We start from the raw sequence: 16,606 nt of genomic DNA on the forward strand, positions 1-16,606 counted from the left end.
ACTTTGAGAAAGAGATATCCTTGATAAGATGATCTTCTTTCTCTCAAAAAGAACTTTTAATATTTACTACATTTAGGGCATCAGACTTAAACCCTATTTCCTGATGAAGATAAATTTATACTGTAGCATGAACGTCAGAAAATTACTCATTTCAACCTGTGTAATACTGTTACCGGCTCTTCAGCTGGTTGCGCAGCACAAGCCCTTTACCTTTGGACTAAACGGCGGATTTAATTTGTCCAACGCCCATGAAACGGTAAACTATATTATTGGAGAGAAGAAGAGTAAACCGGGATTCCAGGTAGGATTTAATGCCGACTATAACCTATCGGATGCTGTTTATATACGATCCGGTGTTTCGCTTACCACCAAAGGAACCATACATGAGGATGCCGAAAGGTGGATTGGAGGTAGCAATGCCCCGATTACTTACAGGAAAATAATAACCAACCAAACTTATCTTCAACTGCCTCTCCTTATCGGATACAAGTTTTCTCTCACTTCCAGCACCAGGCTTTTTGTACAGGCAGGTGCTTATATTGCTTATGGTATCGGCGGAAAAGAAGTAACCAGGAACAAAACAGTTCATTCATCCGGAGAAACCAATTATGAAAAAACTTCAACAGATACATTCGGTGAAACACGAACTGGTTTAGCAAAAACGGATTTCGGATTAAGTTCCGGCGTTGGGGTTGAGTATAAAAGATTTGCACTGGGAGTTAATTATGAGCCGGGCCTGATAAATATCGGGGAGATTAAAGAGGCTGATACTTATTCCAAACGGGATTATAAAAACAGGAATTTATCTGTTACGGTTGGGTATAGGTTGTGAGCCCATTATCAATGAAGATAAAAATCATATTGAAGTACCTGTTGAAATCCGTCTTTCACAGCCTTTTCCAGTAATGAAGAATGCTTCAGGTAGGTGTTAAAGTCTGTTGTATCAGCTTCAAGGTTGTAATCTCCGAGGTTAACAAATCCCTTTTCCCTGGCGGACTTTTCGATATCGTCCGCATTTATATAAGTACCAGTTTTGTATGCCTTCTGGATTTCCTTGATGATTGTGCTTTTACCAGACCCATTGGGACCGGCAAAAACACGCATTCTTTTAGCGTTTCTTACCGACATGGATAACAGCACCTTTTACAAGATTACGTACCTGATACTGCTCACTGGATATCAGGTGAATTTCTGAAATTACCTCCTGTTTTCCATCCGGCATTTCACGCATCACCTTACCATTTCTCATCAGCGTAACCGGCAAATTCATAGCTCTATTTTCATTAATGGCATTGATTGCCGCACGACGTCCAACCGTCTCAAAAAAGTCAGCAGGCAGATGCTCTTCGTACGCACTCAACTCCCCAACCTTCCACCCCTGTTTAAGGGTTTGATAGAATCCACTTCTGGTTTTTCTCCTGGACATAACATTACATTTAAACGCTATGAGTTAATTCATTAATATTAATAAAGATACAATTTTTTCATCAGTGCCCCAATCCATATGCCTATTGTCTCTCATAGTACAATCCAAATCCCCCTCACAATAAAGTGTCCATCTAACACCCAAACCCTTCTCCTGCTTCATTTCTGCGCAAGCCCGCATTCCCCACGCCAATTCTCCCCGGATTTGCCTAATTTTGCACCGTCAAATACCACAAACAGGTGTGGAGCGCAGATCATGTTAGCAGATATTCAAAATGAAACCGATGCGAGGCAATACCGCATCGCTATTTCCGTCTTCTTTTTCATCTCCGGATTAGGTTATTCTTCCTGGGCCTCCAGGATTCCCTCCATTAAGCAGCAATTGCATTTAAATGAGGCACAGTTCGGGCTGGTACTACTGGCACTGCCTATCGGGCTGATGCTGACGATGCCCATTACCGGCAGACTGCTGGGGTTATTCAGCAGCCGGAAGATCATGGTATTTGGCGCAATGGTGTTTAACCTGATACTGAGCTTACCGGGTTTCACCACCAGTATCTGGCAGCTGGCACTGGTGCTATTTTGTTTTGGCTCTGCCCGTAACCTGCTGAACCTCTCCATGAACTCGCAGGCGGTGCAGGTGCAGCACCTGTTCCCACAGTCTATTATGACCACTTTTCATGGCATCTGGAGCGTGGCGGGCTTTGCCGGCGCGGCTATTGGCTACCTGATGGTGACTATGAACGTGGCGCCTTCCTATCACCTGCTTATGATCAGTACATTATTACTGGTATTTACCATCTATTACTATCCCAAAACATTACCGGATCAGCCGGTGAAGGAAACGGTAAAAAGGGCGGCTTTTGCGCTGCCCGATAAATCGCTGCTGAAATATTCGCTGATCTGCTTTGCCTGTATGGCTACGGAGAATACGATGTACGACTGGAGCGGGCTATACTTTGAAAAAATTGTTGGCACCAGCAAATCCACTGCTGTAGCAGCTTTTGGTATATACATGGTAGCCATGACTACCGGACGTTTTATCGGCGACAGGCTCGTAAACCGCCTGGGCATCAAATCGATGCTGCTGTATAGCGGCTGGTTTATACTCACCGGGTTATTACTCGCTATAGTGCTGCCTTATCCGGTGACGGCCGGTATCGGGTTTATTTTTGCTGGTTTGGGAGTAGCGTGTGTAGTGCCGCTGGTATTCAGCCTGGCAGGACGCTCAAAGAGTACTAACAGCGGGCAAACGCTGGCCTCTATTTCTACAATCGGCTATCTTGGATTCATGGTAGTACCGCCACTGGTGGGATTGGTGGCACAGGCTACCAGTTTACGCTGGTCATTTGCCATTATGGCGATATGCGGATTAGCGATTGTAGCCCTGGTGAAAGGAATGAAGGAATAAGTTTAAGCGGAGGGTATTCCCCTCCGCTTAAACTGCTAAATAGTATACTTCTCTTTCAGGATCGCCCTCTCCTTTTCCCCGATCCCTAATTCTTTCTCAAAGAAATTTTCTACCGTGCCATATTTGCCTTTAATGGCATTAAAAAGACTGTGCAGTAATTCCGGTTTCAGTTCCAATGCTTTACGGATGGTTTCTTCATCCATACCAGTACTTTGTTGCAGCCCCTGGAACATCCGTTTATTCATAGGCAGCAGGTATACATTGCTGGCAGTAAAATCTGCTTCGATGGTTTGCTGCGGCACGCCTAATGCGTAGAGGAATAACGCAGTAGCCATACCGGTTCTGTCGCGGCCACCGGTGCAGTGGTACATGATAGATTCATTGGCAGGTAACACCAGGAGTTTCTGAAACAGTGGTTTATAACGATCGCCCAGGTATTGGGTGTTGCCGTAAAACTTCTCCAGGAAATTACCATTCTTAATAATTTCTCCCATTTGCGCAGCACCAGGCAGACTGTCGCTGCCGGCGGGGCATAGCAGGTAATCTGTTTTTGGTAATAAATGGTCCGGCGCAGCAGCAGCTTCTTTCACGCCACGGAAATCTATTACAGTGTGGATATGTTTTTGTTCCAGCACGGTGAGGTCCTGGTCTGTCAGGTGGCTTACATCGGCAGAGCGGAACACTTTTCCCCACACTACTTTTTTGCCATCATTTGTTTTGTATCCGCCTACATCGCGGAAGTTAACCGCTCCCTGCATGCGCACCACTCTTTGCGCGCTATCGGCTAATTGGGCAAAAGTTGCACCGGGTAAGGCAATAGCCAGTACCAGCATTATTCTTTTCATATAGTATTTGTTATTTTTTGAGAGATGATGTTATTTGATGATGTCCCAACGGATACCGGCCTGACCGCGACTGCCATACCATTCTTCAGCGGCAATGCGGCGTTTATCACCCATATAGGTTTTCAGCGGTTCATTGGTAATGTTATTCAGCTCTGCAAACACCCGTATTTTGGATGTGATGTTTACGGTAGCAGAAGCATCTACTGTAAAGTTCTTATCTGTCCAGATATAAAAATCCTTGCCCAGCTGCTGATTAATGGTTTCTACCGATGCACCGCGGTAGTTGCCTGCAATACGGATCATCAGACCGTTACGTTCATAGAAGAGAATGCTGTTAAACAGGTGACGCGATTGATTTGGCAGGCTGGTTTTATCCATGATCTTATTACCGCTGGCGGTTCTTGGCACTTCTACCGAAGAACTGATAAAAGTATAATTCAATTCTGCGCCCAATCCACTGAGGATACCTGGCAGAAAATCGAACCGTTTGTTGATACCTGCTTCCAGTCCTATGAGGGAGGCATCGTTCAGGTTCTTTGCCTGTGCCACCACGTAGTTCGTGTTATTGTCCGTGTAGTAAGTTTTATCTGCAAAAATTACGTTACTGATTTTCTTATAAAAGACACCGCCGGAGATGAGACCAATATTTTTAAAATAGTATTCGCCCATCAGATCGAAGTTGTTGGAGAAGGTTGGCTGCAAGTCGGGATTACCTTTGGTGATGGTAATAGTAGAGCCGGTATTATCCACAGATTCGCCTGGCGTGAGGTCTGTAAAATTGGGGCGGATAAACGTGCGGGTGTAGGCAGCACGCAAATTGGCCTGGTCGTTAATGCTGTATTTAAGGTGCAGCATTGGCAACAGCGCATTGTAATTATTTTTTACTGTAGCCGGTGTAATGGTGGTTACTTTTGGTGTGCCTTCTGCAGTAGCTTTTGATCCATGTAATGTAAATGCGGTGTATTCATTTCTTACACCGGCAATCATTTTCAATTTTTCTGTAAGATCGATTTCTGCCATTGCATAAGCTGCTGCTACATTCTCTGTACCTGTATAAATATTGGTAGCATTGGATTTAGACGTGTAATCGGCAAAGCCGTTTTTACGCAGGGTGGCGGTATCGTACAAATCAAACAGCTGTTGTTTGGTGATGGGATCAATCATAAACTGATCATAGTTGCCTTTCAGTCCCTGGAAGAAACCGCCGCGTACCGGGAAATCAGTGGTTTGCAGTGTATTCAGCGGCAGCAGGCCCGGGGAATTTGGAATGCCCAGTGCTGCGCCGGGGAGGTACACGATGTTGGAGCCATACATACCGGCGCGGTCTTTATGGCGGTATTTGGCGCCGAACTTCAGGTTCACCCTGGAAGAGGCGCTTACTTTGAAGTTCACCTGTGCAGTTTTATCTTCTTCTTTTGTATCCAGTTGCGCAATCACTAACTGCTGCAGGGTGAGCTTCGACGGATCCATTACTTCCCCGCTGTTTTTTATGCCGGCATCAAAGTGTAACGGATCTCCGCCAATACCTTGTGGTGAATCGAAACCCCAATACCGTTTTCCATCTGCAGAAAGATTATTAAAACCACCGGTTATTTTCTGACGGAAAGTAGCGATGGGTAATCCTTTATTACCATTGGTAGGTGGTGTTTCCAGGAAATACTTTGTGTAGTAATCGCTCACCGTCCAGTCCATTTTTACTTTGGAAGACAGCTGGTGTTCACCGCCCAGTTCACCGCCGTTCAAAACAGTCTGATAGTAAGAGTAGCGATAGTTGTACTGGTAGCGGCTGTTGTTGTAATCCACATAAGATTCATATACCGGGCGGATATCGTTGAATTTATCCATCAGTCCGCGGAAGAATATTTTATGGGAAGAATTGAATTTATATTCGAGTCCAACGTTGGCGCCATAAGTCTGCCGTTTACCCATGTATCGTTTCAGCATAACGGTGCTGACAGACTTCTGCTGTGCCGGATCGGGAAGGCCGGTATTGTAGGCTACTTCAAAGGCATCCGTTCCCCACTGGCGGTCCCAGATGGCGCCGGCGATCATCACGCCAAGTTTATCTTTAAAAAAGCGATCACCATATACAAGGGATGCGTTGTAGGTAGCATCTTTTGAGAAGGTGTTATAACCGCCTGCCGCACTTACATTGAGTGTTCTTTTAGCGGGAGCGGTGCGGGTAATGAAGTTAATGGAACCGCCAATCGCGTCGCCTTCCATGTCTGGTGTAATGGCTTTGGCTACCTGTACGTACTGGATAATTTCTGAAGGTACTGCGTCCAGTACAGAGTTGCGGTTACCGAGTACATTGGCGCTTGGCAGGCGGCTACCGTTAAAAAGAGTAGAGGTCCAGGCGAAGGGCGTACCTCTTACAGTGGCGGCATCGGCTTCACCGTGGTAGCGGGCTACTGCTACGCCCTGTACGCGTTGTACCGCTTCGGCAGCGTTACGGTCCGGTAATTTACCGATGGCATCCGCCGCGATTACATCCATGATAGCGAGGGAATTCTTTTTGATACTGAGGGCTTTCACGGTGGAAGGCGCCATTGTTCCTTTCACCAGTACTTCTCCCAGTTTGCCACCGGTAGGCGTTAATGTGATATTACCGGCGTCGTTGATGCCGGGTTTTACGGTTAGTTCCAGTTGTTGTGTTTCATGTCCTATATAGGATACCAGCAGGATTACTTTGCCGGTAGTGTGTACATTGATAGTGAAGGCGCCATTCAGATCGGTAGCGGTGCCTTGTTTGCTTCCTGTGGTTTGTACAGAAGCGCCGGGCAGGTGTCCTTCCCTGCCGTTGATAACTCCTTTGATGGTTTGTGCCTTTGCCGTGCCGGCCATTACCAGCAGGAGCAGTAATGTAAGGTAACGGGAGCTTTTTAATGGTTTAAAAATGCGATCCATATGAAGGTATTTTTCAACAAAAGTGGGGGTTGCTGATGATGAGTTCGACCGCATCCAACTACTGCTACGTGTATACGTATTTTCCGTTTTAAACGTACTCACTTTTATTGAAAACCAATGCATTACCATGTGTTACGAAATCATTACCAAATAGGGCGGCAGCTGTCTGAAACCGCAGGTTTAACATTCCGGTAATATTGGTTTTATACTTTCGGTGCATATCCGCACTATGATATATGTTATTGCCATCGGAGCATTTCAGGCGCTTACCGCAGTTGCTTTATTAGGAAGCAGTAAATTGCGCAGTAAAGCAGATTTTCTGCTGATCCTGTTGCTATGCTGTATTGCTGCGCATCTTGCTATTAAATTCTGTATATATTCTTTTGTGAACGACAACGAGGTTCGTACACAGATGAATACATTTATCGGTTTTTGTTACGGACCGTTACTGTATTTATATGCGTGCCAGCGGCGGGATGCTGCATTTATTCCTGCTTCGCGGTGGTATGTTTTTCTTCCTTTCATACTAGGTGCAGTGGGTTATCTTACGGTGGTGTGCGTGCTGATGTGGTCGGCGGATGCCGGTCACGCGGTATTGTATTACTACAATGAAACCACCACCTGGATGATGATGGTGTTGGGTTTCCTCTTTCCCGGATTATCGCTCCGTATTGCGAAGCAATTACCTGATATGCCGCAGGAGAAGAAGCTGATTAACAGTATCAGCTACCTGTTGGGTGTTATCAGCATTATTTCGCTGGGGTTTAAAACGGCGCAGTCGGTGCACCTGCTGGATAGCTCGTATAACTATAATATTATCTGCAGAGATATCGTATATTCCTTACTGTTAGTGGTGTGCCTCGTGATTATCCGGTACAAGTATGTGGGAATTATAGGTGCGCAGCCGGTGAAGGCAGCGGCGCAAACAGTAGCAGCGGCGGAGGTATTGCCTTCCCGCAGGATGCAGCTCAGTACCGAAGAGCAGCGGTTACTATTGCAATCGCTGGAAGCTTATCTCCATAAAACAAAAATATTCACGGATGCTGAGTTAAACCTCGACAAGCTCGCGCAGGGCGCCGGGATCAGTAAGTATCATATTTCAGAAACGCTGAACAGTTATGCAGGGAAGTCGTTTTACCAGTATATCAATGAATGGCGTATCCGGCGGGCGATGGAGCAGATCCGCTTCATGAACGAAAAAGCACTGCCGGTGAATGTGTTAACACTGGCTTATGATTGTGGCTTTAAAGCCAAATCATCTTTTAACCAGTATTTTAAAAAGATTACCGGTCTTACACCTACTGAATATATCAAATCACTGGTGGCTGCCAGCGTAACTATTCACGAGTGACGGGCTAACAAATTCAGTGGAAAAGATCCGCTGTACTTTGTCTATTTCTGCCGCGTACATTGTTTTTTTCCGGGTACCGAAATACAGGGTATTTTCTATGACCTGTTCCCCTTCCCACACCAGCTTCATGCTGCCATTTTCAATTTCATGGGCACACAAAAAGTCGGGTACTACTGAAAAACCGGTTTCGCCACTAAGACAGCGAACAATAGAACAGATATTCGGAACGATGTAGTTGGGTTTAAAATCCATCTGATGGCGGAAGTTAAATTGCCAGAATCGTTTCAGGTGCTCCATATCTGCCGCAGTGCTGTACCATAGCTGTTCTTTCAGCCAGTTCTCCGCTGCTTTCATATCTTTCTTTTTCAATAATGCGTTCAGTGGCTGGATATCTGTTTTACCGCCGGCTACCAGTACAATCTTTTCTTTCGAGAAAGGTTTAAACTCCAGGTTTTTCTGATCACCTTTCTGTGGGGTGATGATGAGGTCCAGCAGTCCTTTATCGAGGTCGTTGATCATTTGCGGGTAGTCGCCGAATTTGATGATGATGTTAAAGGGCAGCGTGGCGATGTATTTCTCCAGTGTATATTGAAATGTTTCGAAACACATACCGATGCTGATAGTGGCCCTGTCGGTTTTTGTGCTTTTATGAAAAAGCTGTTCTGCGTTTTCCAGTTTGAGCAGTGGTTCCTCTATAAAGTTATAGATCACTTTTCCCTTTTCGGTGGGCACGAGTTTTTTGGCCGAGCGGTCGAACAGTTTGTAGCCGGTATATGCTTCCAGGGAGTTGAGGTGCAGGCTTACGCCAGGCTGTGAAATAAAAAGCTCCTGTGCCGCACCGGTAAGGGTGCCCTGCTCATAGATGGATTTGAAGGTACGGAGCCATTCCAGGTTTAGTCCCATATAATTATCATTTTTCTGATACAAAGGTATAAGTTAAATAATTATGATAATAATATATTTTGGGAGAATTTTGTGTTGTCAAAATATTAATACGATGCTTTTTACAGAATATACACTAGGCGGGCTTCACCTGAAAAACAGGATAGTAATGCCGCCAATGACCAGGTCCAGAGCGGCCCGTGGCGATGTAGCCACTTCACTGATGGCGGAATATTACAGTCAGCGTACCGGTGCCGGGCTGATAATATCAGAAGGCACACAGGTGAGCCGGCAGGGCCAGGGCTATGCCTGGACCCCGGGTATATACAATGCGGAGCAAATAGCCGGCTGGAAACAAGTTACAGACGCCGTACATGCCAATAATGGCGTCATCTTCGCCCAGTTGTGGCATGTAGGCCGTGTTTCACATATCTCCATACAGGAAAACGGAGCTGCTCCGGTGGCACCTTCCGCCATCCTTGCAGAAGGCGTGAAAGTATTTGCCGATCCCGCAGGGAAAGGGCCCGAAAACGGCGCCGGGGAAATGGTCCAGCACTCTATGCCCCGCGAGCTTACCAGGCCCGAAATACAGGCTATTATCAACGAATTTGCGCAGGCCGCCAAAAACGCGGTAGCCGCCGGTTTTGATGGCGTGGAATTGCACGGAGCCAATGGCTACCTCATTGAGCAGTTCATCGACTCACAAACCAATCACAGAACAGACGAATACGGCGGCTCCCTGGAAAACCGGTTACGCTTCCTGAGAGAAGTGGTAACCGCAGTAGCAGATGCCATCGGAAAACACCGTGTAGGCGTTCGCCAGGCGCCGCTGACTACTTTAATGGGCGCTATGGACGACCATCCCGAAGAAACTTATATCGCAGCAGCCAAAGTGCTGAACGACATAGGCATTGCCTATATCCACATCGCGGAGGCCGATTGGGACAACGCCCCCGTGATGCCGGTGGCATTTAAGGAAGCATACAGAGAAGCCTTCTCCGGTACCCTTATTTATGCCGGTAAGTATACCGTTGCCAGGGCTGAAGAAGCATTGCAGAAAGGCTGGGCAGACCTCATCGGCTTTGGTCGTCCGTTTATTGCCAACCCCGATCTGCCTTACCGCCTGCAACACCAGTTGCCGCTCAATGAACCCGACAGATCGACATTCTTCGGCGGCAGCGCGGCAGGTTACACTGATTATCCCATCATCAAAAAAACAACAGATGCTATTATTTGAACCATATACCGGCAAAGGCCTGGCATTAAAGAACAGGATCGTGATGGCGCCCATGACACGCGCACGGAATCCAAACGGAATTCCCAACGAAATGAATGCGTTGTACTACCGCCAACGCACTAACGCAGGACTCATCATCACGGAAGGCACTTCCATCTCTCCTACCTCATCGGGCGTATTGCATATTCCCGGCTTGTATACACCGGAGCAGGTGGAAGGCTGGAAACTGGTTACTGCAGCCGTTCACGCCGCAGGCACTAAAATATTTACACAGTTGTGGCACGTGGGCCGCGTATCGCATACCACCAATCAACCCGGCGGCATTGCACCAGTAAGCGCTTCCAACATCCAGGCCGCCAACTCACATGCCTGGGGCTACAACGAAAATGGCCAGGAAGCATTTGTTACCTGCTCTGTTCCGGTAGCATTAACCACCGGAGGCGTGAAAGGCGTGATCCAGGATTTTGCCAACGCCGCTGCCAATGCGGTAAAAGCGGGCTTCGACGGAGTAGAACTCCACGGCGCCAACGGCTACCTGATTGAACAGTTCCTGAATCCTTTTGTGAATAACCGCACAGATGAATATGGCGGCAACATCGTTAACCGCAGCCGCTTTTTACTGGAAGCCATTGATGCTTGCATCGCTAACATTGGCGCGGCGAAAGTAGCTATCCGTCTTACTCCTTACGGCGGCTTACATGAAATGCCCCACTACGATGAGCTGGAAGCTACCTATAGTTACCTCGCCGCGGAACTCGGCAAACGAAACATCGCCTACATTCATATCATGGACCAGCAGTCGAGAGGCAGCTTTGCCTTACCCAACGGCTTCCTGGAACGTTTCAGAAAACAATACAGCGGTGTGATCATACTGGCAGGCGGTATGAACAAGGAAAAAGCGGAGCAGTATTTAATAGCCGGCACCATTGACCTGGCCGCATGGGGCGAGCCTTACATTGCCAACCCTGACCTTGCAGAACGATTAAAAAACAACTGGCCATTAAATACACCTGACCGGAATTTACACTATGGAGGGGCCGCACATGGATATACAGACTATGTGGCGTATGAAGCAATACAATAAGAAGAAAGCATTACGATTTATACCGTAATGCTTTTTTATGAGTACTCATCTGAAGATTAACCCACACATGGGGAGTAATGCCGCCATTGCCTCCCGGATGCCTCTCCAATACTTCGGACATGGGTATGTCATGGACTATCCATGCACTATCTATACGGTTCGCATGCACTCCTCATGCACTCCTCATGCACTGTTAATGCACTATCAATGCACTATCTCCCCTTGGGAACACCTATTTTAATAATTCTCTATATGGTTTTATTTTGCTAAGAAAGCGTTCAGATAATCTAAAGGGCATATTGATTTATCACATTATTAATAATATTAAACTTTATGTTATTCCCGTCTGTTTTCACAGCATTTTTTCCGCGACCCGATCTATTACATTATCCCCTATAAAACACTGAACCCGCCTGTTACAGCGGGTTCAATTCAACTAAAACAAACTTTAGCCATTGGGCATCCGGCTATTAGCATACCCAAAAAGTTTCTCCGCAGGAAATAAACTGCGTAGTTGGCAAAGTGCGGCCTTTGTCTTTCTCCTGTGGCGCTTTACTAAGGCTGGCAACAGTAATTTTTGTGAGCTTCAGCTTTGAAGTGATTTTCTTTTTCATATTGATACAGATTTAGGTTACTTCAATCTACGATAAGAATCTGTTACCATCAATCACGTAAAAAGGGGATTTATCACTGCTGCGCTCCTTTGCTGATCTTATTATTGACAATACGTGCGTTGCCGTCGATATCCAGACTGCCATTCACTGCTTCAGAGATCACTGCGCCGGTATTGCGGGCCGGTGAATTGGGTGCGATGTGCAGATCTGGTGTTGTTGTGCTGATGAGTAAAGGATCTGTACCATACACGGAGTTCGCATCCGTACCGGAGGTAGTTTTCCAGGTGTTGAAATCAGTAATGATGTTAGTATTAGTACCGTTCCAGATCCATTGCGGTGTACCGGTGGTGAAGTAAAGATTGTTGTCTATGATATTACCGGAACCAGTGCTGGTATATTTATGCACAAAGATATCTACCGGTCGCGCATATACGATATTATTACGGATCACATTATCAAAGCATTGCTCTGTGAGGCGGATCTCCCCTTCTATTTCGCCGAAGGCGCCCGGCTCACGGTCGTTGAATAATAACGTATTGTTTACCACGTAACAGTTGCGTGTGCCACCGGATGTATAACCCAGGTAGCCACCAAGATAGATGCCGGTGCGCCAGCAGTTATACACAAAATTATTCCGCACAATGCAGTTGCTGGTGGGGTAAGCATCGTTTTCACTGACGATACCAATGCCGCGGTCTGCTTCATGAATACGGTTTCTTTCCACGGTGATATTCCGCGCGCCGTCTACATAAATAGCGATAGCGCCGTGGCCATGCGTTCCGCCAACAGGCCCGCGGGTCATATCAATGTTATACAATTCATTTTCGGTGATAACGCCGTTCCTGGCATAATTAAATGCAGGGTTGGTATTGGCAGCATAACCACCTGCCGCGTCGATACCAATGTTCTCAGTATTGTAGATCGTGTTTCTCCTGATAGTAAATCCATCTACATAACCATTGATCGTAAGGTTTTCGCTATATCCGGTTTTGGTGTCGTGAATGATATTCTCTTCCACAAGAATGTTTTTCATCACATCGGCGGTATTGCCAATGATTTCGATACCATGACCGCTACGGCCCTGCGAGGGTTCTACATTATGTTCTATATTATAAATTTTATTTTTCCGGATGATGATATTGCCGGCGCCGGCATCTGCTGTAATCCCATTCACATTGGCCCATGCCGCGCTACTCTTTAAATTGCAGATATCAAATCCTTCCAGCACTACATAACTGGTGTTGCTGATGGTAACCAGTGCTTCCTTTCCGGTAACGGTCATACCAGTGCCATCAATCACGGCTTTTTCACCGGGATATGCTTTGAGAGTAATGAGTTTCTCCAATCGGCCGGAGCGAGGAAACACTACCTTCTCTGCGTATGTTCCGGCCCTCACCATCACGGTATCGCCGGGAAGGGCTTTTGCCAAAGCGATGTTGATGCTGCGTAGTGGTTTGTTGATAGTACCTGCGGCCGAATTATCGCCGTTGGCTGCTACGTAATAAATGTGGGTTTGTGCGGCATCAACGGTAGTAACAGCGGTAGATCCTTTACTACAGGCGCCGGCCAGCATAGCGAATAGCAATAAATACATGTTCCTGTTTAACATCTTTAAAAAATAAATGGCGGCAGTAGTTACTGCCGCCGTGGGTTTGCATATAAGTTATTCTGAAATTATTTTCCTGACCCTGTTATTATTCTTATCCAACACATACACTATTCCATCCTTATCTACTGCTACTCCCATCGGTGCGTTGAAGGAAGCAGCGGCTCCGATACCGTCTGTAAACCCGGCGCTGTTGCTGCCGGCATACGTAATCACATCCCAGGTGTTAGCGGAAATAGCGCGGATACTTTCGTCAGCATTGGCGCCGTAGCTACCATTACCTGCCACGTATATATTACCAGTGATGTCTACTGCCAGTCCCCAGGGATTTGCAAACCGTGCAGCAGCGCCTGTTCCGTTTACATAGCCTGCCACTCCTGTAGCACCGGCAATCACAGTAGGTTGCCATGTGCCTGCTTTAAACTGGATAATAGTATGACCGGTATTACTTGACACGTATAAGTTACCGGCCTTGTCGAAGTCCATACCACCGGGAGAAGTGATGCCATTGATAATAGCGGTACTGCTGCCATCTGCCTTCATCTCGAAAACGCTTCCGCCGCCGTTGCTGCAATAATATACTTTACCGGATACTTTGTCTACCGCTACATTCCAGGGTTCCTGCACCGTGCCTCCCAGGGTGGTGGTAGTGCCATCCGGTGTAATTTTGCGGATGCTCCAGGTGCCCGGATCTGCCGTATACACATTGCCCTGCGCATCCAGTGCTAAACCATATGGAATCTGGAAACGCGCTGCCGGACCTTTGCCATCGTCGCTTCCGCCGTTGCCCGGACTACCGGCTAACACGGTGGCATTTCCTGCGTTATCAATTTTACGGATACAGGCGTTACCCGGATCTGCCACATATACGTTCCCGTTATCATCTGCACCAATCCCCATCATGCGGTACCAGCTTTGCCCGTTAAAATTAAACAACGCATCGGCGCCCTTGCCGTTTGCAAATCCTGCAGTGCCGTTGCCGGCCAGCGTTGTAACGGTTCTGGAAAACACATAGGTAAACGGCGTGCTGCTCACCACACTATCCTTTCCTACTTTCACCACCAGGTTTCCGGTGCCGCATTTCTTTGGCACTATCACCATGATCTGTTTCGTATTGGCGTTCACGATAGCACAACGTTTACCATTGATGGTAACCGTTATATCGGAGGTATCAGCGGAAAAGTTATCGCCTGTAATCAGTACTTCCGTGGTACTGCCGCCGGTGGCGGGAATGAAGTCGGTGAGCAATACGGGTTGCCCTTCCGCGTGTTTCAGATCGTCGTCCTTTGAACATCCCGCCAACAAGGCAGACATCAGTAAACAACCTTTCAGTATATATGAATTCAGTGGCCTGATCATAGTAGTTAGTTAAGAATTAAATAAAGAAGAATTACCAGCCCGGGTTTTGCACCAATGCGCGATCTCTTTCCAGGTCCTGTTGCTGGATAGGGAACATATACATTTTGTTATCCCAGTATCTTTTCTGGAAAAGTGTGCGGGTATAAAAACCGGTGAAAGAAAATCCCTGGTCATTATCTTTCGCATTTATATTCATGCCGTAAATAGCCTGGTTTTCCGGTTTGCTCATCAGCAACCGGCGGATGAGCGTGTAATAACGATCGCCTTCAAAACAAAATTCTACCTGCCTTTCCCGCAGAATATATTTTCTCATTTCTTCCTGGTTGCCAACTGCGCCTGGGTACACGGTTTCAATGCCGGGCAGGCCGGCGCGTGTTCTTACCTGGTTGAGGTACTTCACAATATCAGGATTGGCAGGATCATACTCGTTCAGTGCTTCTGCATAGTCCAGTAAAATTTCCGAGTAACGGATAAGGATATACGGAGAACGGTATGCGTCGGTAGACATGCTGCGGAGGTTATCGTTCGGACTCAGTAGTTTAGCCGGGAGGTAGCCGGTGATAACGTTGCTGCCCATTCCCTGCATCCCTGATTTACCGCTGTAATAAAATTCCTGGCGGCCGGTACCATCTTTATTTTTTTCAGAAGAGAAGTAGTTTTTATCATCTACTGATACCGCTGCAATCACCGGACGGCGGTTGTAGGCGATGTAAGCATAGAACCGTGGTTCGCGCTTTGCGTACATGTTCCAGTCGCCCTCCTTATTTTCCCAGTAGTGCTCACCGTCCTGTGTAGCAAAGCCTGTTTCCACGTAGTTAGAAGTAGGATCACTGATGGTTTTACCATTGTTCATATAAAAGGCGTCCACTACATTTTGTGTGGCGTTGTACAGGTTGTATCCTGCGGGGCCGGGAGAGGAACAGATGGTATATCCCCAGCGTTGCCAGTTCATGGAAGCAAGAATGATTTCATCATTCCAGGAAGTAAGGAATACATCTCTTACAGAAAGGAACGGATCAAAAGTAGTACCGCCATTATCGAGGTTGGTAAACAGTTTGTACTTGTTGGAATCGATGATCGCTTTTGCTGCCTGTGCAGCGATGCGCCATTTATTCACATCATAGCCGGCGGGTGCGAGTGCGGTACCATCCTGGTTTTTAAATCCGGCAAGAGCGGGATTACCATTCCATAAAGGACTGGCAGCCCACTGTGCTACCTTTGCTTTTACAGCGAGACAGGCGCCGCGGGTTGCACGGCCATTGTTACCGGAGGAGCTCCATACGAAAGGAAGTCCGGCTGCTGCGCCATCCAGCATTTCATTGATGAATTTTACGCAGGTATCGAAAGGCGCTCTCGGATACTTGTTCATGTCTTCATCCTGACTAACAGTAGTGGTGAGTTTTACAAACGGTCCGTATTGTCTTAGCAGCATCCAGTAAAAGTAACCGCGCAGGAAAAGGTTTTCTGCTTTGTATTGTGCTTTCAGTTCGTTGCTCAGCTGATCAGCCGGTACCTTATCGATGTTTTGTTCGAAGATGAAAGATTTCCGGATGGCAGTATAGTAGCCGCCCCAGTTGTAGAAGTACCAATCGGATGCACTCCAGTTGCCGCCCACCATGTACCTTACCGTAGTACCGGGAATAGAAACAGAGAGTTCATCCGCGGCGCCTATGCCGGCATAGTCGCCGCCAGCCTGGCGGGCGCTGTAAATATTACTCAGATAGGCTTCCGCGTTAGCCCTGGTTTGCCAGATCTGATCTTCGGTAAGAAGATTATCCGGCTTTTTATCCAGGTACTTGCTGCAGGATACCAGTGTAATGGCGTTGATACCGATGAAAAAAAGTAACAGGTATTTATATCTGGTCATAACAATAATCTTTTTGAT

14 protein-coding genes are annotated in these 16,606 nt (G+C 47.0%); 5 read left to right on the top strand and 9 right to left on the bottom strand.

Annotated elements, in window-relative coordinates; translation table 11 throughout:
- The first annotated feature begins 127 nt into the window (after positions 1-127).
- Positions 128-832, top strand: a complete 705-nt coding sequence (locus B5Z18_RS14710) for a porin family protein (RefSeq protein WP_159454312.1) — start codon at positions 128-130, stop codon at positions 830-832.
- A gap of 8 nt (positions 833-840) precedes the next feature.
- On the opposite strand, the gene B5Z18_RS14715 is transcribed toward B5Z18_RS14710, so the two are convergent.
- Together B5Z18_RS14715 and B5Z18_RS14720 are read right to left on the bottom strand one after the other, a co-directional pair.
- A complete protein-coding gene (locus tag B5Z18_RS14715) occupies positions 841-1,128 on the bottom strand; it encodes an ATP-binding cassette domain-containing protein (RefSeq protein WP_143313603.1) in 288 nt (95 codons plus the stop codon).
- Complete coding sequence (locus tag B5Z18_RS14720) at positions 1,109-1,426, bottom strand: hypothetical protein (RefSeq protein WP_079470243.1); 318 nt, start codon at positions 1,424-1,426, stop codon at positions 1,109-1,111. The genes B5Z18_RS14715 and B5Z18_RS14720 overlap by 20 nt, the downstream gene beginning before the upstream one ends.
- A 255-nt stretch (positions 1,427-1,681) precedes the next feature.
- Here B5Z18_RS14720 and B5Z18_RS14725 point away from each other — a divergent pair, with 255 nt between their 5' ends.
- Entirely contained in the window at positions 1,682-2,836 is a 1,155-nt protein-coding gene (locus B5Z18_RS14725) for an MFS transporter (protein ID WP_079470244.1), read from the top strand.
- Positions 2,837-2,871: 35 nt separating this feature from the next.
- On the opposite strand, the gene B5Z18_RS14730 is transcribed toward B5Z18_RS14725, so the two are convergent.
- Both B5Z18_RS14730 and B5Z18_RS14735 read right to left on the bottom strand, forming a co-directional pair.
- A complete protein-coding gene (locus tag B5Z18_RS14730; RefSeq protein WP_079470245.1) occupies positions 2,872-3,681 on the bottom strand; it encodes a tyrosine-protein phosphatase in 810 nt (269 codons plus the stop codon).
- Between the two features lie 30 nt (positions 3,682-3,711).
- On the bottom strand, positions 3,712-6,588 hold the full coding sequence (locus tag B5Z18_RS14735) for a TonB-dependent receptor (protein WP_079470246.1): 2,877 nt from the start codon (positions 6,586-6,588) through the stop codon (positions 3,712-3,714).
- 229 nt (positions 6,589-6,817) lie between these two features.
- Here B5Z18_RS14735 and B5Z18_RS14740 point away from each other — a divergent pair, with 229 nt between their 5' ends.
- Complete coding sequence (locus tag B5Z18_RS14740) at positions 6,818-7,939, top strand: helix-turn-helix domain-containing protein (protein WP_079470247.1); 1,122 nt, start codon at positions 6,818-6,820, stop codon at positions 7,937-7,939.
- On the opposite strand, the gene B5Z18_RS14745 is transcribed toward B5Z18_RS14740, so the two are convergent.
- Complete coding sequence (locus B5Z18_RS14745; protein ID WP_079470248.1) at positions 7,904-8,842, bottom strand: LysR family transcriptional regulator; 939 nt, start codon at positions 8,840-8,842, stop codon at positions 7,904-7,906. The genes B5Z18_RS14740 and B5Z18_RS14745 overlap by 36 nt on opposite strands.
- A 94-nt stretch (positions 8,843-8,936) precedes the next feature.
- Between B5Z18_RS14745 and B5Z18_RS14750 the strand changes: the two genes are divergently transcribed.
- Both B5Z18_RS14750 and B5Z18_RS14755 read left to right on the top strand, forming a co-directional pair.
- Positions 8,937-10,058, top strand: a complete 1,122-nt coding sequence (locus B5Z18_RS14750) for an alkene reductase (RefSeq protein ID WP_079470249.1) — start codon at positions 8,937-8,939, stop codon at positions 10,056-10,058.
- The gene (locus tag B5Z18_RS14755) at positions 10,045-11,142 is read left to right on the top strand and encodes an alkene reductase (protein WP_079470250.1); all 1,098 of its coding nucleotides are present in this window, start codon (positions 10,045-10,047) and stop codon (positions 11,140-11,142) included. The genes B5Z18_RS14750 and B5Z18_RS14755 overlap by 14 nt, the downstream gene beginning before the upstream one ends.
- A gap of 470 nt (positions 11,143-11,612) precedes the next feature.
- Here the strand turns inward: B5Z18_RS14755 and B5Z18_RS32525 are convergent, their stop codons facing one another.
- From B5Z18_RS32525 to B5Z18_RS14770, 4 genes are all read right to left on the bottom strand, one after another.
- A complete protein-coding gene (locus tag B5Z18_RS32525) occupies positions 11,613-11,756 on the bottom strand; it encodes a hypothetical protein (protein ID WP_159454313.1) in 144 nt (47 codons plus the stop codon).
- A gap of 73 nt (positions 11,757-11,829) precedes the next feature.
- Positions 11,830-13,350, bottom strand: a complete 1,521-nt coding sequence (locus B5Z18_RS14760) for a right-handed parallel beta-helix repeat-containing protein (protein WP_235015935.1) — start codon at positions 13,348-13,350, stop codon at positions 11,830-11,832.
- A gap of 69 nt (positions 13,351-13,419) precedes the next feature.
- Positions 13,420-14,721 carry an IPT/TIG domain-containing protein gene (locus tag B5Z18_RS14765; RefSeq protein WP_079470252.1) on the bottom strand — a complete coding sequence of 434 codons (1,302 nt, stop codon included), beginning with the start codon at positions 14,719-14,721 and terminating at the stop codon, positions 13,420-13,422.
- A 31-nt stretch (positions 14,722-14,752) separates the two neighbouring features.
- A complete protein-coding gene (locus tag B5Z18_RS14770) occupies positions 14,753-16,588 on the bottom strand; it encodes a RagB/SusD family nutrient uptake outer membrane protein (RefSeq protein ID WP_079470253.1) in 1,836 nt (611 codons plus the stop codon).
- Positions 16,589-16,606: the final 18 nt, after the last annotated feature.

Source organism: Chitinophaga ginsengisegetis, from assembly GCF_900168065.1.
In the GTDB taxonomy this organism is placed as follows: domain Bacteria; phylum Bacteroidota; class Bacteroidia; order Chitinophagales; family Chitinophagaceae; genus Chitinophaga; species Chitinophaga ginsengisegetis.

Bases quoted from the DNA above. Each gene is read 5' to 3' on its own strand.
- B5Z18_RS14710 (WP_159454312.1), top strand. From the start codon at position 128: ATGAACGTCAGAAAATTACTCATTTCAACCTGTGTAATACTGTTACCG.
- B5Z18_RS14715 (WP_143313603.1), bottom strand. From the start codon at position 1,128: ATGTCGGTAAGAAACGCTAAAAGAATGCGTGTTTTTGCCGGTCCCAAT.
- B5Z18_RS14720 (WP_079470243.1), bottom strand. From the start codon at position 1,426: ATGTCCAGGAGAAAAACCAGAAGTGGATTCTATCAAACCCTTAAACAG.
- B5Z18_RS14725 (WP_079470244.1), top strand. From the start codon at position 1,682: ATGTTAGCAGATATTCAAAATGAAACCGATGCGAGGCAATACCGCATC.
- B5Z18_RS14730 (WP_079470245.1), bottom strand. From the start codon at position 3,681: ATGAAAAGAATAATGCTGGTACTGGCTATTGCCTTACCCGGTGCAACT.
- B5Z18_RS14735 (WP_079470246.1), bottom strand. From the start codon at position 6,588: ATGGATCGCATTTTTAAACCATTAAAAAGCTCCCGTTACCTTACATTA.
- B5Z18_RS14740 (WP_079470247.1), top strand. From the start codon at position 6,818: ATGATATATGTTATTGCCATCGGAGCATTTCAGGCGCTTACCGCAGTT.
- B5Z18_RS14745 (WP_079470248.1), bottom strand. From the start codon at position 8,842: ATGGGACTAAACCTGGAATGGCTCCGTACCTTCAAATCCATCTATGAG.
- B5Z18_RS14750 (WP_079470249.1), top strand. From the start codon at position 8,937: ATGCTTTTTACAGAATATACACTAGGCGGGCTTCACCTGAAAAACAGG.
- B5Z18_RS14755 (WP_079470250.1), top strand. From the start codon at position 10,045: ATGCTATTATTTGAACCATATACCGGCAAAGGCCTGGCATTAAAGAAC.
- B5Z18_RS32525 (WP_159454313.1), bottom strand. From the start codon at position 11,756: ATGAAAAAGAAAATCACTTCAAAGCTGAAGCTCACAAAAATTACTGTT.
- B5Z18_RS14760 (WP_235015935.1), bottom strand. From the start codon at position 13,350: ATGTATTTATTGCTATTCGCTATGCTGGCCGGCGCCTGTAGTAAAGGA.
- B5Z18_RS14765 (WP_079470252.1), bottom strand. From the start codon at position 14,721: ATGATCAGGCCACTGAATTCATATATACTGAAAGGTTGTTTACTGATG.
- B5Z18_RS14770 (WP_079470253.1), bottom strand. From the start codon at position 16,588: ATGACCAGATATAAATACCTGTTACTTTTTTTCATCGGTATCAACGCC.